Origin of the sequence: Kribbella italica (genome assembly GCF_014205135.1) — a bacterium.
GTDB lineage: Bacteria > Actinomycetota > Actinomycetes > Propionibacteriales > Kribbellaceae > Kribbella > Kribbella italica.
On sequence record NZ_JACHMY010000001.1, the window covers coordinates 1,316,725 to 1,338,546 of the forward strand.

Annotated in this window: 24 protein-coding genes; 18 read left to right on the forward strand and 6 right to left on the reverse strand. The window is 71.0% G+C overall.

Going from position 1 to position 21,822, the window contains the following annotated elements; all coding sequences use genetic code 11:
• The first annotated feature begins 62 nt into the window (after nucleotides 1–62).
• From HDA39_RS06190 to HDA39_RS06200, 3 genes are read left to right on the forward strand one after another with little or no spacing between them, the layout of a single operon-like run.
• Complete coding sequence (locus HDA39_RS06190; protein ID WP_238355989.1) at nucleotides 63–2,210, forward strand: alkaline phosphatase family protein; 2,148 nt, start codon at nucleotides 63–65, stop codon at nucleotides 2,208–2,210.
• 3 nt (nucleotides 2,211–2,213) lie between these two features.
• On the forward strand, nucleotides 2,214–2,981 hold the full coding sequence (locus HDA39_RS06195; protein WP_184794278.1) for an MBL fold metallo-hydrolase: 768 nt from the start codon (nucleotides 2,214–2,216) through the stop codon (nucleotides 2,979–2,981).
• The gene (locus tag HDA39_RS06200; RefSeq protein WP_184794279.1) at nucleotides 2,978–3,565 is read left to right on the forward strand and encodes a VTT domain-containing protein; all 588 of its coding nucleotides are present in this window, start codon (nucleotides 2,978–2,980) and stop codon (nucleotides 3,563–3,565) included. The genes HDA39_RS06195 and HDA39_RS06200 overlap by 4 nt, the downstream gene beginning before the upstream one ends.
• A gap of 161 nt (nucleotides 3,566–3,726) precedes the next feature.
• On the opposite strand, the gene HDA39_RS06205 is transcribed toward HDA39_RS06200, so the two are convergent.
• Nucleotides 3,727–4,368 carry a TIGR03085 family metal-binding protein gene (locus HDA39_RS06205; RefSeq protein WP_184794280.1) on the reverse strand — a complete coding sequence of 214 codons (642 nt, stop codon included), beginning with the start codon at nucleotides 4,366–4,368 and terminating at the stop codon, nucleotides 3,727–3,729.
• Nucleotides 4,369–4,470: 102 nt separating this feature from the next.
• On the opposite strand from HDA39_RS06205, the gene HDA39_RS06210 reads away from it, so the two are divergent.
• The gene (locus tag HDA39_RS06210) at nucleotides 4,471–6,324 is read left to right on the forward strand and encodes an ABC transporter transmembrane domain-containing protein (protein WP_184794281.1); all 1,854 of its coding nucleotides are present in this window, start codon (nucleotides 4,471–4,473) and stop codon (nucleotides 6,322–6,324) included.
• Nucleotides 6,321–8,117, forward strand: a complete 1,797-nt coding sequence (locus tag HDA39_RS06215) for an ABC transporter transmembrane domain-containing protein (protein WP_184794282.1) — start codon at nucleotides 6,321–6,323, stop codon at nucleotides 8,115–8,117. The genes HDA39_RS06210 and HDA39_RS06215 overlap by 4 nt, the downstream gene beginning before the upstream one ends.
• A gap of 164 nt (nucleotides 8,118–8,281) precedes the next feature.
• Here the strand turns inward: HDA39_RS06215 and HDA39_RS06220 are convergent, their stop codons facing one another.
• Entirely contained in the window at nucleotides 8,282–8,599 is a 318-nt protein-coding gene (locus HDA39_RS06220; RefSeq protein ID WP_184794283.1) for a Fe-S cluster assembly protein HesB, read from the reverse strand.
• A gap of 529 nt (nucleotides 8,600–9,128) precedes the next feature.
• On the opposite strand from HDA39_RS06220, the gene HDA39_RS06225 reads away from it, so the two are divergent.
• On the forward strand, nucleotides 9,129–9,995 hold the full coding sequence (locus HDA39_RS06225) for a GNAT family N-acetyltransferase (protein ID WP_184794284.1): 867 nt from the start codon (nucleotides 9,129–9,131) through the stop codon (nucleotides 9,993–9,995).
• A gap of 75 nt (nucleotides 9,996–10,070) precedes the next feature.
• Here the strand turns inward: HDA39_RS06225 and HDA39_RS06230 are convergent, their stop codons facing one another.
• Entirely contained in the window at nucleotides 10,071–11,186 is a 1,116-nt protein-coding gene (locus HDA39_RS06230) for a dipeptidase (protein ID WP_184794285.1), read from the reverse strand.
• Nucleotides 11,187–11,198: 12 nt separating this feature from the next.
• Nucleotides 11,199–11,321: a hypothetical protein gene (locus HDA39_RS43070; RefSeq protein ID WP_273481512.1), complete on the reverse strand. Its 123-nt coding sequence runs from the start codon at nucleotides 11,319–11,321 to the stop codon at nucleotides 11,199–11,201.
• 220 nt (nucleotides 11,322–11,541) lie between these two features.
• Here HDA39_RS43070 and hisI point away from each other — a divergent pair, with 220 nt between their 5' ends.
• The 12 genes from hisI (at nucleotide 11,542) to HDA39_RS06290 (ending at nucleotide 20,863) form a co-directional block, all read left to right on the forward strand.
• Nucleotides 11,542–11,871, forward strand: a complete 330-nt coding sequence (gene hisI / locus HDA39_RS06235; RefSeq protein ID WP_184794286.1) for a phosphoribosyl-AMP cyclohydrolase — start codon at nucleotides 11,542–11,544, stop codon at nucleotides 11,869–11,871.
• A complete protein-coding gene (locus tag HDA39_RS06240; protein WP_184794287.1) occupies nucleotides 11,868–13,358 on the forward strand; it encodes an anthranilate synthase component I in 1,491 nt (496 codons plus the stop codon). The genes hisI and HDA39_RS06240 overlap by 4 nt, the downstream gene beginning before the upstream one ends.
• Nucleotides 13,358–13,891: a Trp biosynthesis-associated membrane protein gene (locus HDA39_RS06245; RefSeq protein ID WP_184794288.1), complete on the forward strand. Its 534-nt coding sequence runs from the start codon at nucleotides 13,358–13,360 to the stop codon at nucleotides 13,889–13,891. Before HDA39_RS06240 ends, HDA39_RS06245 begins: the two co-directional genes overlap by 1 nt.
• Nucleotides 13,892–13,944: 53 nt before the next feature.
• The gene (locus HDA39_RS06250) at nucleotides 13,945–14,211 is read left to right on the forward strand and encodes an HGxxPAAW family protein (protein ID WP_184794289.1); all 267 of its coding nucleotides are present in this window, start codon (nucleotides 13,945–13,947) and stop codon (nucleotides 14,209–14,211) included.
• A 15-nt stretch (nucleotides 14,212–14,226) separates the two neighbouring features.
• A complete protein-coding gene (gene trpC / locus HDA39_RS06255; RefSeq protein ID WP_184794290.1) occupies nucleotides 14,227–15,033 on the forward strand; it encodes an indole-3-glycerol phosphate synthase TrpC in 807 nt (268 codons plus the stop codon).
• A 109-nt stretch (nucleotides 15,034–15,142) separates the two neighbouring features.
• Entirely contained in the window at nucleotides 15,143–16,354 is a 1,212-nt protein-coding gene (gene trpB, locus HDA39_RS06260; protein WP_184794291.1) for a tryptophan synthase subunit beta, read from the forward strand.
• Complete coding sequence (trpA, locus tag HDA39_RS06265) at nucleotides 16,351–17,181, forward strand: tryptophan synthase subunit alpha (RefSeq protein ID WP_184794292.1); 831 nt, start codon at nucleotides 16,351–16,353, stop codon at nucleotides 17,179–17,181. The genes trpB and trpA overlap by 4 nt, the downstream gene beginning before the upstream one ends.
• A 7-nt stretch (nucleotides 17,182–17,188) precedes the next feature.
• The gene (locus HDA39_RS06270; protein ID WP_184794293.1) at nucleotides 17,189–17,851 is read left to right on the forward strand and encodes an SCO family protein; all 663 of its coding nucleotides are present in this window, start codon (nucleotides 17,189–17,191) and stop codon (nucleotides 17,849–17,851) included.
• Complete coding sequence (locus tag HDA39_RS06275; protein ID WP_337925646.1) at nucleotides 17,848–18,333, forward strand: MauE/DoxX family redox-associated membrane protein; 486 nt, start codon at nucleotides 17,848–17,850, stop codon at nucleotides 18,331–18,333. The genes HDA39_RS06270 and HDA39_RS06275 overlap by 4 nt, the downstream gene beginning before the upstream one ends.
• Nucleotides 18,330–19,037 carry a thioredoxin domain-containing protein gene (locus HDA39_RS06280; RefSeq protein WP_184794294.1) on the forward strand — a complete coding sequence of 236 codons (708 nt, stop codon included), beginning with the start codon at nucleotides 18,330–18,332 and terminating at the stop codon, nucleotides 19,035–19,037. The genes HDA39_RS06275 and HDA39_RS06280 overlap by 4 nt, the downstream gene beginning before the upstream one ends.
• Nucleotides 19,038–19,116: 79 nt before the next feature.
• Nucleotides 19,117–20,097, forward strand: a complete 981-nt coding sequence (gene lgt / locus HDA39_RS06285) for a prolipoprotein diacylglyceryl transferase (RefSeq protein WP_184794295.1) — start codon at nucleotides 19,117–19,119, stop codon at nucleotides 20,095–20,097.
• 31 nt (nucleotides 20,098–20,128) lie between these two features.
• On the forward strand, nucleotides 20,129–20,863 hold the full coding sequence (locus HDA39_RS06290; protein WP_184794296.1) for a VIT1/CCC1 transporter family protein: 735 nt from the start codon (nucleotides 20,129–20,131) through the stop codon (nucleotides 20,861–20,863).
• A 113-nt stretch (nucleotides 20,864–20,976) separates the two neighbouring features.
• On the opposite strand, the gene HDA39_RS06295 is transcribed toward HDA39_RS06290, so the two are convergent.
• Together HDA39_RS06295 and HDA39_RS06300 are read right to left on the reverse strand one after the other, a co-directional pair.
• Nucleotides 20,977–21,285, reverse strand: a complete 309-nt coding sequence (locus tag HDA39_RS06295) for a hypothetical protein (RefSeq protein ID WP_184794297.1) — start codon at nucleotides 21,283–21,285, stop codon at nucleotides 20,977–20,979.
• Between the two features lie 8 nt (nucleotides 21,286–21,293).
• Nucleotides 21,294–21,581: a hypothetical protein gene (locus HDA39_RS06300; RefSeq protein ID WP_184794298.1), complete on the reverse strand. Its 288-nt coding sequence runs from the start codon at nucleotides 21,579–21,581 to the stop codon at nucleotides 21,294–21,296.
• Nucleotides 21,582–21,822: the final 241 nt, after the last annotated feature.

The window sequence follows — 21,822 nt, forward strand, 5'->3', positions numbered from 1 at the left end:
GGGCCTCGTAGTCTCGTTCCAGTAGTGCAAGCAGTGAACTACTCGAACGGGGAGTCCGAAGGTTGGCCAAACCACCTGAGCAGGTCACCGGCGACCGGCGCCGGCGACCGATCTGGCTCGACGTCCGCCGGACCACCCGCGGCCTGCAGGCGATGCTGCTCGGCGGGCTGGCGTCACTGGCCTCGCTCGTCATCACCTTCTGGACCCTGCCGCAGATCAGCAGCGACGGGCCGCTGCCGGTGCTCCGGCTGGTCGTCCTGCTGGCCGTGATCGGGCTGCTGATGCGCTGGCTGCTGGCCGGGCTGGCGATCCTGATCGGCTCGGTCGGCGTCCTGGTCGGCGGCCTGCTGTCCCAGTTCGGCGTGGTCTACCTCGGCGTCACCCTCGATCCCGGCGTCAACCTGCACGGCGGGGTCGAGGCGCCGGTCCTGGTCTCGATCGTGATGTCGTCGGTCAGCGCGTTCGTCGGCTGGGTCGCGTACGCCGGCAGCGACGACGCGTACGTCGCCGAGGTGATGCGCGGCGTCCGCCGCCGGGCCCGCCGGATCCAGCCCGCGCCGAAGACCGGGATGCTGATCGTCCAGATCGACGGCCTGGCCGCGCCGCTGCTGAACTGGATGGTGATGTCGGGCAACCTGCCGCACCTGGGCGGCTGGATCCGCGACGGCAGCCACTCGATGCTCGGCTGGCACACCGGCGTACCGGCGACCACCCCGGCCAGCCAGGCGGGCATCCTGCACGGTGGCTCCGGGCAGATCCCGGCCTTCCGCTGGTACGAGAAGGAGACCGGCCGGGTGATGGTGACCAACCGCGCCCGCGACGCCGCCGAGATCGAGGCGCGGATGTCGACCGGCCGCGGCCTGCTCGCCGACGGCGGGGTCAGCATCAGCAACAACTGGTCCGGCGACGCCCCGAACTCGGTGCTCGTGTTCAGCCGGGCCGCGCTGCCGCCGACCCGCAGCCGCGGCTACGTCCGGTTCTTCTCCAGCCCGCAGGGTGCCGCCCGCGGGCTGGTGCTCTGCGTCGGCGAGATGATCAAGGAACTGCACCAGGCCCGGCGGCAGCGCCGGCGCAAGCTGGTCCCGCGGGTCAACCGCGGCGGTTCGTACATCTTCCTGCGCGCGATCTCCAACGTGCTGCTGCGCGACCTCAACGTCTCGCTGATCACCGACGAACTGGTCAAGGGCACGCCGGTCATCTACTGCGACTTCGTCGACTACGACGAGGTCGCCCACCACGCCGGACCGACCCGGCCGGAGTCGCTGCAGACGCTGGAGGGCCTCGACCGGGTGCTCGGGGCGCTGCAGCGGATCATCGACACGCTGCCGCACTCGTACGAGATCGTCGTACTGTCCGACCACGGCCAGAGCCAGGGGTCGACGTTCCTGCAGCGGTACGGGCGGACGCTGACGCAGGTGGTCGACGACCTGGTCGACACCACCAAGGAGCCGGTCGCGGCGACCGGCCGGTCCGAGGGCTGGGGACCGGTGAACGCGTTCCTGACCGAGCTGAGCCTGCGCCGTAGCGTCGCCGGTTCGGTGACGCGGAAGGCGCTCCACGGCAAGGCCACCCGCGGCGAGATCGAGCTCGGCCCGCGCGACTGCGAGCCGCCGGTCGCGGCCGACGAGCAGATGGTCGTCACCGCGTCGGGCAACCTCGCGCTGATCTACCTGGCGACCACGCCGGGCCGGGTCCCGCTGGAGGAGATCGAGCTGCTGCACCCGCGGCTCGTCCCCGGTCTGGCGACCCACCCCGGCGTCGGCTTCGTGGTGATCGACTCGCTCGCCGAAGGGCCGGTCGCGATCGGCCGGGCCGGTGTCCATGTGCTGCGGACCGGGCGGATCGAGGGCGAGGACCCGCTCACGGCGTACGGGCCGATGGCTGCCTCGTCGCTGCTGCGGCAGGCCGAGATGCCGCACAACGGGGACATCGTCGTGGTCAGCCGCCTGGACGAGTACACCCACGAGGTGGCCGCGTTCGAGGAGCTGGTCGGGTGCCACGGCGGGATCGGTGGCTGGCAGACCGAGGCCGTGCTGGTTCACCCGCGCCGCTGGGCCGTCGACGAGGCTCCCGTAGGCTCCGACGCGGTCCACGCGCTGCTGGTCAGCTGGCTGGACCAGCTCGGTCAGCGCAAGCGGTCCGGAGTAGAGACGGTCGACCAGTTGCAGGAGTCCGACCGGGTGGACAGCGATGCGAGTGTGGAGGCCTGAGGCGTGCGAATCACCTGGTGGGGGCACGCCACCTCCACGATCGAGGACCGGGGGACGAAGCTGCTCACCGATCCCGTGCTGACGGCCCGGATCGCGCACCTGCGCCGCCGCCGCGGCCCGCTGCCGCTGCCGGAGGCGGGGGAGTGCGACGCGGTGCTGATCTCGCACCTGCACGCCGACCACCTGCACCTGACGTCGCTGCCGTTCGTCTCGCCGGATGCTGCCCTGGTCGTCCCGCGCGGCGCGGCCCGGCTGATCCACGCGGAGGCCGGCAAGGCCTACTCGGACCGTTGCATCGAAGTTGCGCCGGGCAACCAGATCAAGATCGGCGGGCTCGAGATCACCGCGGTCACCGCCCGCCATGACGGCAGGCGCCTGCCCTGGTCGCAGTACCGCGCCCAGGCCCTCGGGTACCGGGTCGCGAGCTCGCCGAGCGTCTGGTTCGCCGGTGACACCGGCCTGTACGACGAGATGGCGGCGGAGGTCGGCCCGGTCGACCTGGCGCTGATCCCGGTCGGCGGCTGGGGACCCACGCTCGGGGACGAGCACCTGGATCCGGTGCGCGCCGCCGAAGCGGTTCGGCGAGTCGGTGCTCAGTACGCCGTACCGGTACATTTCGGGACGTTCTGGCCGATCGGCTGCGACTGGCTCAAGCCCGAGTTGTTCCTGCCGCCGGGGGACCGGTTCAAGGCGGAGATGGCGTCGGCGGACGCCCGCGTGAAGGTGGAGGTCCTCGTGCCGGGGGAGTCGACGGAGGTGGTGCGGCCGTGAGCGGTGACGCCCATTTCGATCTCTGGTACCTGGTCGTGCTGGCCGGCGCGGTTCTGATCGGCGCGGTGCTGCCCGTCCTGCCGACCGGCGCGGCGGTGTCGGCCGGTGCGGTGCTCGCCTCGCACAGCAACCCGATCGGGCTGGTCGGCGTACTGATCGCTGGTGCCGGGGGCGCGTACGTCGGCGATCTGATCGTGTACGCCGCGTGCCGGGCCGGTGGTGAGCGGCTCGCCAAGCGGATCGGCTGGCTGCGCGAGAACGCGTCGCTCGACGCGCTGCGGGAGCGGCTGGCCGAGCACGAGATCACCGTGCTGCTGACCTCCCGGCTGATTCCGGGCGGGCGGGTGCCGGTGCTGCTCGCGGCCGGTCTGGCCGGGTACCGATGGCATCGGTTCGCCGTGGTGGACCTGGCCGCGTCGTCGCTGTGGGCGGCGGTCTACATGGCGATCGGGCTGCTCGGGTACGCGCTGTTCGACAAGCCGTGGCAGGGCGTCGTGGCCGCGATCGTGCTGGTGCTGCTGACCACGGTGGTCAGCAGCCTGGTCCAGCGGTTCCGGAAGAAGAAGGCGGCCTCCGCGCAGTGAGGGCGTGTCTGACGATTCCCGCCTACTGCGCGGCACTCGGCACGGCACCTCGAAGCACTGGAGCAAAGACCACGATGGAAAAACATCGAGGCCTTCACTCCAGCACTCCGAGCTACCGCACCGAGCACCTGCTCGCTACGGCGGGAATCGTCAGACACGCCCTAGAAACCGAATGACTTGCCCTGCAGCTGAGCGGTGATCTCCGGATCGCCGTCGAGGTCGACCTGGGCGACCGCCTGCCGGCCGAAGCAGAACAGGACCAGCTCGGCCGGCTCGCCGGTCACGGTCACCGAACCGGCCGCGGTCGGCTTCTTCGCGACCGACTCCCGCCCGTCCGGCAGCCGCAGGACGACGCCGCTCGGCGCCTTCCGGAGCATCGACCGCGCGGCCAGCTTGAGTCCCTTCCACAGGCCCTCCTGCTGCTCGCCCGGCAGCGCGCGGACCTGGAAGTCGGGAACCGCCCGCCGGACGTCCTCGTGGTGCACCAGGTACTCGGGCGTGTTCAGTTCGCGGCCGATCACCGGCAGCGCGTAGATCGAGAACGACGGCGGCCCGCCGCGGACCTTGCCGACCAGCTCGGTGAAGCTCCAGCGGGTCTTGACCGCGGCCATCCGCCGCTCGGTGGTGCCGGCCAGCGCCGGCAGCATGATCCCCGGCGCGGCGATCGGGTCCGACTCCCGCACGTACAGGTGGGCGGCCAGGTCGTGGGTCAGCCACCCCTCGCACAGCGTCGTCCGATCAGGCCCGGCCTGATCGAAGAGGTCACACAGTGCGAGTCGTTCTGTCCGGCTGTAGTCGGTCACAACTCGATCGTAGTTGTCGGAGCCCAATGGCAGAATGTCAATCGTTGTCAGTCGCACCGACTGTCCACACACCTGACACACCGCCGTGACGAAGGATGCCTCGTGCCGTTGCCGAAAGTCCCCACCAAGGGGAGCGTGACCCGGCGCGGGTTCGCGGTCCTGCGCGTCGCGATCGCCGAGGAGCCGTGGGTCTTCGCGCTCTCGGTGGCGGCGAGCATGCTGTACGGCGCGATGACGGTCGCGGACGGCTGGGCGCTGGGCTGGGCCACCGACCACGTGATCCGCCCGGCCCTGGAGCGCGGCGACACCACCTTCGGCGCGCTCGCGGCCCTGGTCTCGCTGTTCCTCGGCATCGCCGTACTGCGCGCGATCGGCGTGGTCGGCCGCCGGATCGGGGCCGGCGTGATGCAGTTCCGCCTCCAGGCGACGTACCGGCGGCGCGTCACCCGGCAGTACCTGAAGCTCCCCCTGGAGTGGCACCACCGGCACCCGACCGGGCAGCTGCTGTCCAACGCGAACGCCGACGTCGAGTCGATCTGGTTCGTGATCGCCCCGCTGCCGATGGCGATCGGCGTGATCGCGATGCTCGCCTTCGCGACCGCGGCGATGTTCGCCGCCGACGTCTGGCTGGCGCTGGTCGGGTGCCTGGTCTTCCCGCTGGTGTTCGTCGCGAACGTGATCTTCCAGCGCACCCTGCAGCCGCTGGCCACCCGCGCGCAGGAGCTGCGCGCGGACGTGTCCGAGGTGGCGCACGAGTCGTTCGACGGCGCGCTGGTGGTCAAGACGCTGGGCCGGGAGGCGGCCGAGACCGAGCGTTTCACCGGCCCGACGATGGCGCTCAAGGACGCGAACATCGCGGTCAACCGTGCCCGCGGCGCCTTCGACCCGGTGATCGAGGGACTGCCCCGGCTCGGCGTACTGGCCGTGCTGCTGGTCGGCGTCGGCCGGGTGCGGTCGGGCGCGGCGGACGCCGGTGACGTCGTCCAGGTCGCGTTCCTGTTCACGCTGATCGGCTTCCCGATCCGCGCGCTCGGCTGGGTGCTCGGCGAGCTGCCGCGCTCGGTCGTCGGCTGGGACCGCGTCCAGCGCGTGCTCACCGCCGAGGGCGGGATGGAGTACGGCGATCAGAAGCTGACCTCGATCAAGGCCGCGCGCCTCGACGTCGACGACCTCCGCTTCGGGTACCTGCCCGACCGCGACGTGCTGCGCGGCGTCGACTTCACGATCGAGCCCGGGCGGACGGTCGCGGTGGTCGGCCCGACCGGCTCCGGCAAGTCGACGCTGACCACGATGCTGACCCGGCTGGTCGACCCGGAGGAGGGCGCGGTCCGGATCGACGGTGTCGACCTGCGGACGCTGGCCCGCGACGAGCTGGCCGGATCGGTCGCCCTGGTCGCGCAGAACGCGTTCCTGTTCGACGACACGGTCCGCGGCAACATCACGCTCGGCGGCGACTTCACCGACGACGACATCTGGGACGCGCTGCGGATCGCGCAGGGCGACGGCTTCATCCGGTCCCTGCCCGAGGGCCTCGACACCAAGGTCGGCGAGCGCGGGACGACGCTGTCCGGCGGCCAGCGGCAGCGGATCGCGCTGGCCCGGGCCCTCGTCCGGCGGCCGCGGCTGCTGATCCTCGACGACGCGACCAGCGCGGTCGACCCGCAGGTCGAGGCCAGAATCCTGGCCGGCCTGCGGAGCGCCGTCCAGGGTGGGCGGTCGGACACGACCGTGCTGGTGATCGCGTACCGCAAGGCGACGATCTCGCTCGCCGACGAGGTGCTGTTCCTGGCCGAGGGACGGATCGCGGCGCAGGGCACGCACCTGGAGCTGCAGGAGCGGTCCGCGGAGTACCGCGATCTCGTCGACGCCTACGAGAAGGACGCCGCGCGGCGCGAGGAAGAGGCCGAGCTGGCCGCCGAACTGGACGATCTGGACAGCGAAGGAGCAAGCGCGTGAGTGCCGCGGAGGCCACCCGGCTCGACGCCGGGGACAACGCCGGAGGACTCGACACCCTGCGCCAGGGGATCAAGGTCTCGCCGGAGCTGGCCCGCGGGTGGTGGATCACCGGGCTGCTCGCGCTGACCATGACGGGCGGGCGGATCGTCGTACCGATCGCTGTTCAGCAGACCATCGACAAGGGGCTGTCCGGGCCGGGCGGCCCGGACATGTCGTTCGTGGCGTGGATGTGCGCGGCGTGCGTGGGTGGGATCCTGGTGACCGCGTTCGCGTCGTACCTGACCACCGTGCGGCTCGCGATCAACTCCGAGAGCGGCCTGGCCACGATGCGGATCAAGGCGTTCCGGCACGTGCACGACCTGCCGGTGCTGACCCAGTCGACCGAGCGGCGCGGTGCGCTCGTGAGCCGGGTGACGTCCGACGTCGACACGGTGTCGCAGTTCCTGCAGTTCGGCGGGTTCATCTTCCTGGTCAGCATCGGGCAGATGCTGCTCGCGACGGTCGTCATGTTCGTGTACTCGTGGCAGCTCGCGCTGGTGGTGCTGATCTGCTTCATCCCGCTGTTCGCGAGCCTGAAGTCGCTGCAGCGGCTGATGTCGGCGGCGTACGGCGTGGTGCGGGCCAAGGTCGGCGAGATGCTGTCCGCGATCGCCGAGCCCGTCGTCGGCGCGCAGGTGGTGCGGGCGTACGCGATCGAGCGGCGGACGCAGCAGCGGATCGACGCGTCGATCGAGGACTACCGGAAGACGGCGACGCGGGCGCAGGCGATCACGGGGATCACGTTCTCGATCGGTGGCCTGGCCGCGGGGCTCGCGAACGCCGGCGTGCTGACGGCCGGGGTGCTGCTCGGGGTGGACGGGAACGCGACGCTGGGGGAGATCCTGGCGTTCATGTTCCTGGTCGCGCTGTTCTCGGACCCGGTGCAGATCGCGACCCAGGTGCTGACCGACGCGCAGAGCGCGTTCGCCGGGTGGCGGCGGGTGCTCGGCGTGATCGCCACGCCGGCCGACGTGGTCGACCCGGGGTCCGACGGCGTGACGCAGGCGCGGGGGCCGATCACGGTCGAGTTCGCGGACGTGAACTTCGCTTACCCGGAAGGGGAGTTGGTGCTGCGGGACGTCGACGTACGGCTGGAACCGCACCGGCGCGTCGCCGTCGTGGGGGAGACTGGGTCGGGCAAGACGACGTTCGCGAAGCTGCTGACGCGGTTGATGGATCCGACCTCCGGTGCGGTGTTGCTGGATGGCGCGGACGCGCGGACGATTGCGTTCAGCTCGCTGCGGGAGCGGGTGGTGATGGTGCCCCAGGACGGGTATCTGTTCGACTCGTCGCTGGCGGAGAACGTGCGGTTCGGGCGGCCTGAGGTGACGGACGCCCAGCTGCTGGAGGCTTTCGAGTCGCTGGGGCTGACGGACTGGCTCGAGTCGTTGCCGGATGGGCTGGACTCGCCGGTGGGTCAGCGGGGTGAGTCGCTGTCGGCTGGTGAGCGGCAGTTGGTCGCGCTCGTGCGGGCGAACATCGCGGACCCGGACCTGCTGGTGCTCGACGAGGCGACGTCCGCCGTTGACCCGGGGACTGAGGTGCGGGTCAACGCGGCGCTGGAGCGGCTGATGGCCGGCCGTACGTCGGTGACAATCGCGCACCGGCTGTCGACCGCCGAGGCGGCCGATGAGGTGCTGGTGTTCGACGAGGGGCGCGTGGTGGAACGCGGTGCGCATGCGGAGTTGCTTGCTGTGAACGGGATCTATGCGCGTCTGCACGCCAGCTGGATCGCCCAGCGCTCGGCCAACTAGTCCGGCTCCCAGCCGCCCGGGCGGGCCCCGCGCCTCCCTCTCGCATTTTTCCCCCGGGTGGGGACGCGACAGGGCGGGCCCGGAGAGGGAGGAAAGAGGCTCCAGGACCGCCCTGTCGTTCAGGGAGGGCAGTGCTGTTGAGGCAGCACGCCCAGCTCAGAGGGTTACGGCGTCGGTACGGCGCCGTTCTGCCCGGGACCCGGCTGCGGGACCAGCAGGAACTCCACGCCACCCTTGTCGTCCACAGCTGCGTCCAGGATCTTGTCGTCCAGCGTGTTCGCCGCGTTCTGCTCCAGGAACACCCGTGCCCCGCTCTCCTCGACCACCTGGTCCCCCGGCTTCGGAGCCTCGGTCGTGGTCACCGCCAGGGCGGGATCGGTCGGGTTCTCCTGGGAGATCCGCACGCCGGCACCCTCCGGCGCGCCGTCGACGCCGGTGATGGACTTGATGACCAGAGTCGCGTTCTCCGTCAAGGTCAGCACAACTACTCCTCGTTGTCGATCAACACGGTGAGCCCGCCCCGTGCCCGATGGCCTGGAGGCCAAACATGCCCCGTCCGCTGTGCGGACCACGGGGGATGCGGTTGCGGGCCTCGTCGCCCGTCCGTCTTTCGAGCGCCGACCCTCGTTCGGTGGCTGGTACTTGAAAGACCTCACCGGCCGTCCGCCTCCGGCTCGCCGACCTGCGCGGGATGCGGCGGGCATCAACGCGGCCAGGCGCTCGTGCCATCGGCGAGCCGTCGGCTCGCCGGCCTGCCGCCGAGCGTGCCGCCGGCCCGCGGGCCCGTCGGTGTGCCTCGTCCCCCGTCCGTCTTTCAAGTACCGACCCTCGAGCGGTGGCCGGTACTTGAAAGGCGGTGGGGGTTGAGGTGTCGGCGGTTCGAGGGGGCGGCGGGTTGAGGGGCGGGCGGTTGAGGGGCCGGTGGGTTGAGAGGGCCGGTGGGTTGAGTGGGGCCGGTGGGTTGAGAGGCCCGGTGGGTCGAGCCGTCGGCGGGTGGTGTGGGATCGGGGGATGACTATCGAGCGGGAGACTCCGGCGGTGGGTGGGCTGGAGCTGGTGGCGGCGCGGTTGGCCGAGTGGCAGGTGGACGGTTCGGCGGTGCAGTTGCATCCGGGGGATCTGGGGTGGTTCTGGCGGTACGGCGCCGAGCGGACGGCCGCCGCGGTGCGGACCTGGGCCCGGGACGGCGAGCTGCTGGCGGTGGGGATGCTGGACGAGCCGGATCTGCTGCGGGTGGCGATTGCTCCTGGTGCGCTGGAGGACGAGGAGCTGGCGCGGCGGATCGCCGCGGATGTGGCTGACCCGGCGGCCGGCGTACTGGTGGAGGGGAAGGTCTACCTGGAGACCCCGAACGACTGCCGGGTGCGGGATCTGCTGTTCGCGGAGGGGTGGGAGCTGGATGACCCGTGGCAGCCGCTCGAGCGGGATCTGACCGACGAGGTCGAGGACTCGGGGCTGGCGGTCGAGCTCGTGACGGCGGAGACGGCGGGGGTGCGGGTGGGGATTCAGCGGGCTTCGTTCGACGGGTCGACGTTCAGTGACGAGCGGTGGCAGGCGATGGCGGACGGTACGCCGTACGCGCGAGCGCGGTGCTTGATCGGGCGGGACGCGAACGGCGAGGCGGTGGCGGCGATCACGGTGTGGTCGGCGGGCAAGGGACGGCCTGGGTTGATCGAGCCGCTCGGCGTGCATCGGAACCATCGCGGACATGGGTACGGGCGCGCGATGACGCTGGCCGGTACGGCGGCGCTGCGGGAGCTCGGGGCGTCGCGCGCGCAGGTGCTGACGCCGTGCTTCAACGCGGGAGCGATCGCCACGTACCGCAGCGCGGGGTTCGGGCTGCTGCCGCAGCGCCGGGACCAGTACCGCAAGGTTTAGGCGCGACAGGTGATTTCAAGTCTTCCCCGCACGACGGGGAAGACTTGAAAAGCTCGCCGGCCGCCTGGGGCCTCGTCAGCCCGCCGACACCTCGTCAGCAGCCCGCAGCACCCGCAGAATGTTGCCTCCGGCAAGCTTGGCCAGGTCCTCGTCCGACCAGCCGCGGTCGGCCAGGGCGTAGAACAGCGACGGGTACGACGCGACGTCCGGCAGCCCCACCGGGAACTGCGGGCAACCGTCGTAGTCACCACCCAGACCGATGTGGTCGACCCCCGCCACCTCGCGCACGTGCTCGACGTGGGCGACCACGTCCTGCAGCGTCGCCTTCGGAGCCGGCTTCGGATGCGCGGCCGCGATCTTCTTCTGGTCCGCCGGCTTCAGCGGGTCCAGGTCCATCGAATCGGCCAGCTCGCGCGCTTCGGCGACCCAGTCGACGAAGGCCTGCGAGACGAAGTACGGCACGAAGGTGACCATGCAGACGCCGTCGTTCCCGGCCAGTGTGGTCAGCACGTCGTCGGGCACGTTGCGCGGGACGTCGCAGACCGCGCGCGCCGACGAGTGGCTGAAGATCACCGGCGCGGTCGTGACGCGCAGCGCGTGCCGCATCGTGTCGGCCGACACGTGCGACAGGTCGACCAGCATGCCGATCCGGTTCATCTCGGCGACGACCTGCTCGCCGAACTCGTTCATCCCGCCGAGCACCGGCTCGTCGGTGGCCGAGTCGGCCCAGGAGACGTTGTTGTTGTGCGTCAGCGTCATGTACCGCACGCCGAGCGCGCGCATCACCCGCAGGACGCCGAGCGACTCACCGATCGAGTGCCCGCCCTCCATGCCCATCAGCGACGCGATCCGGCGCTCCTTGAACGCGGCCTCGACCTCGTCCGCGGTCGGCGTCAGCGCCATCGACTCGGGGAACCGCTCGACCAGCCGGCGCACGAAGTCGAGCTGCTCGAACGTCCGCCGTACGGCGTCGTCGTCCTGCGGCACCCACAGCGACCAGAACTGCGCGGCGACCTGCCCGAGCCGCAGCCGCGGCAGGTCGGTGTTGAGCTTCGGCACCGAGACGCTGAGGTCGTGCGCGTCCAGGTCGTAGTTGCACAACTCGTAGAACGCGATCGGCAGGTCGTTGTGCCCGTCGATCAGCGGATGGTCCTGCAACAGCGTCTGCACCCGCGCCACACTCGTCGTCATGGCCACATCCTGTCAGGACTGCGGGTACGACGCACGAGGAGCCGCGAACGTTTCCACCACCCGCCGCAGCACCCCCAGCGCGTCCAGCCCGGGCAGTTCGTCGTACGCGATCGTGCCGGAGGCGTGGACGACCAAGTACGTCGCTTGCGCGGGCCAGAACCCGAAGCCCGCACCGGCCGGCTGCCGGCCCAGCCGGCCGCGTCGGGCGACAAGCTGAAACGCCAGCCGTGGTCCCGGGCAACGAACTCCTGCCGGGCGATCTCGCCGCGACGGCGGTTCTCGGCGTAGTAGGCGTTCAGGTCCATCGGCAACCCTCCTGGTCGGGACCGTATCCGGCCTGGGGGACAATGGGCCGGTGAGTATCGAGGAGCTGACCTTCGACGCGGCCGGGCTGATCCCGGCGGTGGTGCAGCAGTACGACACCCGCGAGGTGCTGATGGTCGGCTGGATGAACGCCGAAGCCGTCCGCCGGACCGCCGCGACCGGGCGGAGCACGTTCTGGTCGCGCAGCCGTCAGGAGTACTGGGTGAAAGGCGAGACCAGCGGCCACCGCCAGCACGTGAAGCAGATCCTCGTCGACTGCGACGCCGACACCCTGCTCGTGCTCGTCGACCAGGAAGGCCCCGCGTGCCACACCGGCACCCGCAGCTGCTTCGAGCACGGCGAGATCGAGGTGAAGGCGTGAACACCCCGACCATCGAGACCTTCCGCGAGTACGCCAAGGACCGCCGGGTCATCCCGGTCACCCGGCGCCTGCTGGCCGACGCGGAGACGCCGATCGGTGTCTACGGCAAGCTCGCGGCCGAGCGTGAGGGCACGTTCCTGCTGGAGTCGGCGGAGAACGGCGGCGTCTGGTCGCGGTACTCGTTCATCGGCGTCCGCAGCGCGGCGACGCTGACCGAGCGAAACGGCGAGGCGATCTGGACCGGCAACCCACCGGTCGGCCTGCCCGCGACCGGCGACCCGCTGCTGGCGCTGCGCGAGACGCTCGAGATCCTGCACACCCCGCGCCTGCCCGGCCTGCCGCCGCTGACCGGTGGCATGGTCGGCTTCCTCGGGTACGACGCGGTCCGCCGCCTGGAGAAGTTGCCCGACACAACGGTCGACGACCTGGGCCTGCCCGAGCTGACCTTCCTGTTCGCCACCGACCTGGCCGCGCTCGACCACGAGACCGGCGAGATCTGGCTGATCGCGAACGCGGTGAACTGGGACGACTCCGACGAGCGCGTCGACGAGTCGTACGCCGACGCCGTCCGCCGGCTCGATGCGATGGAGCGCGACCTGGCGCAGCCGACGCCGTCGTACGTCGTACGGGCCGATCGCCAGGTCGAGGCCGACCCGCACCGGCAGCGCTCCAGCGCGGAGTACCGGGAGGCCGTCGAGCACGCCAAGGAGGAGATCCGGGCGGGCGAGGCGTTCCAGATCGTCGTCTCCCAGCGGTTCGAGCTGGAGACGACCGCGAGCGCGCTCGACATCTACCGGGTGCTCAGAAGGTCCAACCCGAGTCCGTACATGTACCTGGTCCGCCTGGACGGCTTCGACATCGTCGGCTCCAGCCCGGAGGCGCTGGTCAAGGTCACCGACAACAAGGTGATCCTGCACCCGATCGCCGGCACTCGCCGTCGCGGCGTGACGCCGGAGGAGGACCACGCGCTGGAGGAGGAGCTGCGCGCGGACGCCAAGGAGCGTGCCGAGCACCTGATGCTGGTCGACCTCGGCCGCAACGACGTCGGCCGGGTCTGCGCGCCCGGCACGGTCGAGGTGGTCGACTTCATGGACGTCCGCCGGTACAGCCACGTGATGCACCTGGAGTCGACGGTCACCGGGCGGCTCGCGGCCGGCCGGACCGCGTTCGACGCGCTGACCGCGGCGTTCCCGGCCGGAACGTTGTCCGGGGCCCCCAAACCGCGGGCGATGGAGATCATCGACAAGCTCGAGGTCACCCGCCGCGGCGTGTACGGCGGTGTCGTCGGCTACCTGGACTTCGCCGGTGACGTGGACACCGCGATCGCGATCCGTACGGCGGTCCTGCGCGGTTCGACGGCCTACGTCCAGGCCGGCGCCGGCATCGTCGCCGACTCGGACCCGGCCGCCGAGGACGCCGAGTGCCGCACCAAGGCGGCCGCCGTACTCAACGCGATCGCCGTCGCAGGAACGTTCACCGAGGTCTGATGCAGAAGCCGCAACGACTCGTCGACCTGCTCGCCGTCCTGGCGCTGGCGCTGCTCGCGCTGTCGGCCTACCTGACCTGGTCGACCGCCGACCCCGGCAGTGGCCGTCCGTCGGTCGACTTCAACGGGTACGCCGTCACCCGCGCGCCGCTGACGATGGGCCTGGCCGCCCTGGTCGCGGTGGTGGTCGCCAAACTCGCCGGTACGGCGGTCCGCCGCGTCCTGTCCGCCCTGGTGCTGCTGATGGGTGTCGCGGCCGTCTGGGTCGCGCTGCAGGTCCGGCCGAGCACGACCGAGCTGGGCCGGATCCGCCCCGAGCTGAGCCAGGCGGTCACCGACCACGTCGGCCTGAGTACCGGACCCGCTCCCTGGCTGGCGCTGGCCGGGGGAGTGGCCCTGGTCGTGGCCGGGCTGACCGGCGTACTGACGGCGCACCGGTGGCGACGGCCGACCCGGCGCTACGAGCGTGATCCGGCCGCCACACCCGCGGATCAGTGGAAGGCGATCGACGCGGGTGAGGACCCGACGATCTGATCGCGGCGGGCTACCGCCACAATAGGACGGGACGACGACGAGGAGTGGCCCAGGTGACGGACAAAACCAGCACGGAAGTACCGGTCAAGTACGAGAGCGACGACGACGCCCACGCGGGCGGCCTGCACGGCAGCACGCCGGCGGCCTGGACCGCCGTGGTGATCGTGCTGGTCGGGTTCACCCTCGGCGCCATCGCCATGGTGATGGGACCGAACTGGGTGCTGTTCTGGATCTCCGCCGCGATCGCGGTGGCCGGCGGACTGGTCGGCAAGGTGATGCAGTTGCTCGGCTTCGGTGCCAAGTCCAGCGACCACCACTGACGGACGGACCACGACATGACTGTGCTTGACGACATCCTCGCCGGGGTTCGGGAGGACCTCGCGGAGCGCCAGGCGTCGGTCAGCCTGGACGACCTCAAGCTCGAGGCCCAGCGGATGCCCGACGCCAAGGACCCGATGCCGGTCTTCCGCGGCGACGGGATCGCGGTGATCGCCGAGGTGAAGCGGTCCAGCCCGTCCAAGGGCGAGCTGGCCGAGATCACCGACCCGGCCGCGCTGGCCGGGGAGTACGAGCAGGGCGGCGCGGCGGCGATCTCGGTGCTGACCGAGAAGCGGCGCTTCAACGGCAGCCTCGACGACCTGCGCGCGGTCCGCGGCCGGGTCGACGTCCCGGTACTGCGCAAGGACTTCGTGGTGTCCTCCTACCAGCTGTGGGAGGCCCGCGCGGCCGGTGCGGACATGGTGCTGCTGATCGTGGCGGCGCTGGAGCAGGAGGCCCTGGTCTCGCTGATCGAGCGGGCCCAGTCGATCGGCCTGTGCCCGCTGGTGGAGGTGCACGACGAGGAGGAGACCCGGCGCGCCGTCGACGCCGGGGCCCAGCTGATCGGCGTGAACAACCGCAACCTGAAGACCCTCGAGATCGACCGTGACACCTTCGCCCGGGTCGCGCCCGGCATTCCGGCCAACCTGGTCCGGGTGGCGGAGTCCGGTGTCCGCGGCCCGCGTGATGTAATCGAGTTCGCGCGCGCCGGGGCCGATGTCGTCCTCGTCGGTGAAACCCTGGTGACCGGCAGCGATCCCCGCTCCTCGGTCGCCGATCTGGTCGCTGCCGGATCGCACCCCGCCATCCAGCAGCGTCACTGAGACGTAGAACCCCTGCTCCGTCAGGGGTCCGGATCGTCCGCGGGCTCGACTTCGGTCGGGCCCGTCGGCCGTTTCCGGGCCTCGACCGACGGGGGTCGGAAGGCGAGAGATGACTGCACTGCTGCTCCCCGACCAGCTCGGGCACTTCGGCCGCTTCGGCGGCCGGTTCATGCCGGAGGCCCTGATCGCCCCGCTGGACGAGCTGACGGCGGCGTGGCAGGAGGCGATGGCCGACAAGTCCTTCACCGACGAGTTCGAGCGGATGCTGCGCGAGTACGCCGGCACCCCGAGCCTCCTGTACGACGCGACCCGGCTGTCCGCCGTCGCCGGCGCCCGGATCCTGCTCAAGCGTGAGGACCTCAACCACACCGGCGCCCACAAGATCCGCAACGTGCTCGGCCAGGCGCTGCTGACCAAGCGGATGGGCAAGACCCGCGTGATCGCCGAGACCGGTGCCGGTCAGCACGGCGTCGCCACCGCGACCGCGTGCGCGTACCTGGACCTCGAGTGCGTCGTCTACATGGGCGAGGTCGACACCGAGCGCCAGGCGCTCAACGTGGCCCGGATGAAGCTGCTCGGCGCCGAGGTCATCTCGGTCAAGACCGGCTCGCGGACGCTGAAGGACGCGATCAACGAGGCCCTGCGGGACTGGGTCTCCAGCGTCGACGACACCCACTACCTGCTCGGTACGGCGGCCGGCGGCCACCCGTTCCCCGCGATGGTGCGCGACTTCGTCCGCGGCATCGGCGACGAGGCCCGGGCCCAGTCGCTGGAGCTGCTCGGCCGGCTGCCCGACGCGGCGATCGCCTGTGTCGGCGGCGGTTCGAACGCGATCGGCCTGTTCGCCGCGTTCGTGCCGGACACCGACGTGAAGCTGTACGGGATCGAGGCCGGTGGCGACGGGTACGAGACCGGCCGGCACGCCGCGACCATCACGGCCGGGCAGATCGGCGTACTGCACGGCGCCCGGTCCTACCTGCTGCAGGACGACGACGGCCAGACGATCGAGTCGCACTCGATCTCGGCCGGCCTGGACTACCCGGGCGTCGGCCCGGAGCACTCGTGGCTCGCGGAGACCGGGCGGGCGTCGTACCGGCCGGTGACCGACGCGGACGCGATGGACGCGTTCAAGCTGCTGGCCCGGACCGAGGGCATCATCCCCGCGATCGAGTCGGCGCACGCGATCGCCGGGACGCTGGAGATCGCCAAGGAGCTCGGCCCGGAGGCCGTGCTGCTGGTGAACCTGTCCGGCCGCGGCGACAAGGACATGGACACGGCCGGCGAGTGGTTCGGCCTGATCGAGAAGGGCGCCCAGGCATGAGCGGCGACGAGACGGTTGCCTTGGGCAACGGTGGGCGCGCGATCCGGAAGGCCCAGGACGCCGGGCGGGCCGGGCTGGTCGGCTACCTCCCGGCCGGTTACCCGACGATCAACGTGGCCGTCGACGCGGTCAAGGCGATGATCGACGGCGGCGTCGACGTGGTCGAGCTCGGCCTGCCGTACAGCGACCCGGTGATGGACGGCGTGACGATCCAGCGCGCCGCCGAGGCGGCGCTGGCCGGTGGGCTGCGCACGCGCGACGTGCTCGCGACGGTCGAGAAGCTCGCGGCGTACTCCGACGTCCCGGTGCTGGTGATGACGTACTGGAACCCGATCGAGCGGTACGGCGTCGACCGGTTCGCCGCCGACTTCGCCGCCGCCGGGGGAGCGGGGCTGATCACGCCCGACCTGATCCCCGACGAGGGCGCCGAGTGGGTCGCCGCGGCCGACAAGCACGAGCTGGACAAGGTGTTCCTGGTCTCGCCGTCGTCGACCGACGCGCGGATCGCGATGACCACGGCGAACTGCCGCGGCTTCGTCTACGCGACGGCCGTGATGGGTGTCACCGGGACCCGCGACCAGGCCTCGGACCTGGCCGCGCCGCTGGTGGCCCGGACGAAGGCGACCACGGGGATTCCGGTCGGCGTCGGGCTCGGCGTGTCCAACGGCGACCAGGCGGCCGAGGTCGCGACGTACGCGGACGCTGTGATCGTCGGGTCGGCGCTGGTGAAGGCGCTGACGGCGGGCGGGCCGGCCGGCGTCCGGGAACTGACCGAAAGTCTGGCCGACGGCGTCCGGCGGGAACCCACGGCTCCCGCCGCTCGTTAGTACGCCCGTGAGTCGAACCAGGAACGCGGCCGTATTCTTCGCCGCGGTGACTCTGCTCGCCCTCGCCGGGTGCAGCAGCGGGCAGAAGCAGGAGGCCGACAATCCGGGCGGGGCGGTGATCCGCACCGCATCGGGCGACCCCAACGGGCTGCGCGGCGCGGTGCTGGACCGGCCGTACGCGCTGCCGGCCAAGTCACTCACCGACACCGCGGGCAACGAGTTCAACCTGCGGACGTCGACCAAGAAGCCGGTCACCCTGGTCTTCTTCGGCTACACCAACTGCCCGGACGTCTGCTCGACGGTGATGGCCGACGTCGCCTCCGCGCTGACCAAGCTCGACGACCCGGTCCGGGACAACGTCCAGATGCTGTTCGTCACCACGGACCCGGCCCGCGACACCGGCCCGGTGATCCGCAAGTACCTGGACCGGTTCGACCCGTCGTTCGTCGGCCTGACCGGGTCGCTGACCTCGATCAAGGACATCGCGCAGGCCGTCGGCGTCCCGGTCGAGGGGATGAAGAAGCTTCCCTCCGGCGGGTACGAGGTCGGCCACGGGGCCCAGGTACTCGGTTTCGGCAAGGACGAGAAGGCCACCGTGCTGTGGCTCGACAACGCCGCGATCGGTGACATGGCGCACGACTTCGGCAAGCTGGTGGAGGACAACCGGTGAGCCCGCGGGCCTGGTTGCCCTGGGTGTCGACGGCGGCCCGGCTGACGCTGGGCGTCGTGATGCTGGTGGCCGGCGCGCTCAAGGTCGCCGACCCGGCGATGGCCGCGCAGGCCGTCCGGGCCTACGCGTTGCTGCCCGAAGCGCTGGTGACCCCGGTGGGGTGGGGTCTGCCGTTCCTCGAGATGGCGATCGGCCTGCTGCTGATCGTCGGTTTCGGGACCCGGCCGGCCGGAGTGGCCGCCGGGGTGTTCATGGTGGTGTTCATCGCCGCGGTCTCGTCCGCCTGGGCCCGCGGCCTCTCGATCGACTGCGGCTGCTTCGGCGGCGGCGGTGCGGTCGCGGCCGGTCAGACCAGGTACCTGCAGGAGATCCTGCGCGACACCGGTCTGCTGGTCCTCGCGGGCTGGCTGTTCGTCCGCCCGCTCAGCAAGTTCGCCCTCGAATCAGATCCCCACGGACCGACAGGAGCCACGGCGTCGTGAGCAAGAGCAAAACCCCGGTGAACCCGCTGCTGCAGAGCAAGAAACGCCGGATCGGGCCCGGCATCGTCGTCGTGGTCGTCCTGCTGCTGGCGCTCGGCGCGGGCGTAGGTGTCCAGTACTGGCGCAGCAACTCCGGCGTCGAGGTCAGCTCGAGCGGCGGACCGGAGCCGACCGTGATCACCGGTCCCGGGACCACAGGTCAGGGCGTCAAGGTCGGGCAGGCGGGTGCCAAGGTCAACATCGACCTCTACCTGGACTTCCGCTGCCCGCACTGCAAGGACTTCGAGGACGAGGCCGGCGAGGCGATCAACAAGCTCGTCGACGACGGCACGGTCACCCTGACGTACTGGCCGTTGATGTTCGTCAACCCGGACAACTCGCCGCGGCTGGCGAACGCCTTCGCGGCCGCGGCTGCCGAGGGCAAGGCCCGCAGCTACGCCGACGAGCTGTACGCCGACTTCGCGAAGTCGTGGACCGAGGACCAGCTGATCGAGCTGGGCAAGCAGCTGAAGGTCGACGACGGCAAGTTCGAGGCCGGGGTCAAGGGCAACACCTACGGCGGCTGGCTGGAGTCGGTCGGCCAGGCGGCCACCACCCGCAAGGTCGAGGGCACGCCGACCGTCTTCGTGAACGACAAGCAACTGCCGGCCGACGCGCTGACGCCGGAAGGCATCACCGCCGCCGTCAACGAGGCGAAGGGCTGATCCGTCGCACTCCGAGTCCCCATCGTGACCGCGGGTTGGTGGTCGCGGTGGGGAGGGTCGAGTAGCGTTCGTCCTTGCCATGTCTAGTCAGCTGACCGCCGTGATCGTGCCGGCCTTCATCCCCAGTCCCAGCCAGGGTGTCTGGCACCTCTTCGGTCTGCCGCTGCGTGCGTACGCGCTCTGCATCCTGGCCGGCATCTTCGTCGGCTACTGGGTCGGCCGGCGGCGCTGGGTCGCCCGCGGCGGCTCGGCCGAGGTGCTCGCCGACATCATCATGTGGGCGGTTCCGTTCGGTCTGGTCGGCGCGCGGATCTACCACGTCCTCACCGACTGGAACCGGTACTTCGGCACGGACGGCGACCCGGTCGAGGCGCTGAAGATCTGGCACGGCGGGCTCGGCATCTGGGGCGCGATCGCCTTCGGTGCCCTCGGCGCGTGGATCGCCTGCCGCCGGCACAAGGTGCCGTTCCTCGCGGTCGCCGACGCGATGGCGCCCGGGATCGCGCTGGCGCAGGTCCTGGGCCGCTTCGGCAACTACTGGAACCAGGAGCTGTACGGGCGGCCGACCATGCACTGGTTCGGCCTGGAGATCGACCCGCAGCACCGGGTGGCCGGCTTCGAGCAGTTCGCGACCTTCCACCCGACGTTCCTGTACGAAGCCTTGTGGAACCTCGGCGTCGTCGCCCTGATCATCGCCGCCGACCGCCGCTTCAAGCTGGGCCACGGCCGCGCCTTCGCCCTGTACGTCGCCGGCTACACCGTCGGCCGCGCCTGGATCGAGAACCTCCGCATCGACACCGCGGACCACGTCCTGGGCCTGCGCCTGAACGTGTGGACGTCGCTGATCGTCTTCGTCGCCGCGGTGATCTTCTTCGTCGTCAGCGCCCGCCGGCACCCCGGCAAGGAAGACCTCCGGACGGCCGAGCCGGCTCCTGAGAACGGTGAGCCTGCCGAGGCCTCGGACGACACGGCTTCGGAAGAGTCGGCGGAGAAGGACTCTGACGACGTACAGTCCAAGGTCGAGGCCAGCACGCCACCCGCTGACGGGTCGCGTGACTGACGAGAAGAGCACCACCCCGGCAGGAGACGAAGTGCCTCGCACGTCGCCTCCTGCTGCTGTTTCCGCCGAGCACTCGGGGGATCACACTCATCGGGATGTGACCGGTGGGTGGCTCCGGCCTGCGGTGTTCGGGGCGATGGACGGGCTGGTCAGCAACTTCGCGCTGATCGCCGGGATGGACGGCGGGACCTCGTCGGGCTCGCAGTTCATCGTGCTGGCGGGGCTGGCCGGGCTGGCGGCCGGGGCGTTCTCGATGGCCGCGGGGGAGTACACCTCGGTGGCGTCGCAGCGGGAGCTGGCCCGGGCCGAGATCGAGGTCGAACGGCTGGAGATCCAGCGGCACCCCGGTGACGAGGAGCTCGAGCTCGCCGAGACCTACCGCGCGAAGGGCCTCGCCCCGGAGCTCGCCGACCAGGTCGCCAAGCAGTTCCACGCCAACCCGGAGCAGGCGCTCGAAGAGCACGTCCGCGAAGAGCTCGGCCTCGACCCCAACGACCTCCCGTCCCCGGTCGTCGCCGCCGCGTCGTCGTTCGTCTGCTTCGCCGTCGGCGCCCTGATCCCGCTCCTCCCGTACCTGCTCGGCGCCTCCAACGTCGTCCCCGCGCTGATCATGTCGCTGACCGCGCTGTTCGTCTGCGGCGCCGTCGTCAGCCGCGTCACCAGCCGCTCCTGGTGGTACTCCGGCCTCCGCCAACTCCTCCTCGGCGCAGCGGCCGCCGGCCTCACCTACTTCGTCGGCACCCTCGTCGGCCCGGGCATCGGCTGAGCCCGACGCCCACCACCGTCCAAGGCCCCGTTCACAGCTCCCAGCGCCCCTCCGCACGCCTGAGCACGGCTCCGGGGAGAAGCGTGGTGGGTGCTGCACGTCGGCTGCCCGAGCTACACCGCGTTCCACGACGCCTGGTCGCAGGCGAGGTAGACGACCTGCTCCAGCTCCACCAACCGCCGTACATGCTCACCGGGCTCCGGCTGACCAAGCGACCACGCCGCCCGCGACGCCGCGGTGAACGCGGCAACCAGTACGGCGCCCCGTCGTACGGCGGGATCGCCGAAGGCGTCGACCAGTTTGTCCAACGACAGGGTCGACGCCAGCAACAGGTCCCCGTGCGCCGGGACCCGCGGCAACGCCGCGAGCTCGGCCAGCGCGGCCTCCCGCCGGGTCCACAACCGGTTGGGTGCCTTGAGCAACGAATCGCTCAGGCCGGCCTCGCCGAGCGCGGACCAGCCGGTTCCACCCAGTCCATCCAGAGCGTGATGCCCTCGGCATCCTCTTCCACCCGGAGCGTCTCCGGCGCTCTCAGGCCCGGCGTACGCCGTACGAGGCCGGACTCGGCCACCAGGGCCTGGCGGCGCCAGTACGCGTGGTGGCGGGGCTGCTCGGTGCCGCGGACGAGGCGTTTGACGACCGCACCCTCCGGCGTACGCCAGACTCCGCCGTTGTGCCGGCCGGTGCCGAGCGTGAGCGGGGTCCAGGAAAGATGCATGGACACCACCATGAGTCAGAACGCGCCGGATGTTCACCTGGTTTCGGGTGGTCGGAGGGCGGTCCCACCTGCGAAGATAGAGCGACGGAGTGAGCGCTTGCTTACAGGGCGTGACACTCAACAGTGAAAGGGCGCCCGGCCGTGAAACGGCTGTCCACCAGTCGGGCGTCTTGAGGTAGTCTCGGGACTCCCGGCTTGGGCCAGTGTTGTCCCGCGGCCAGTTGTTGACCGTAGGACGACG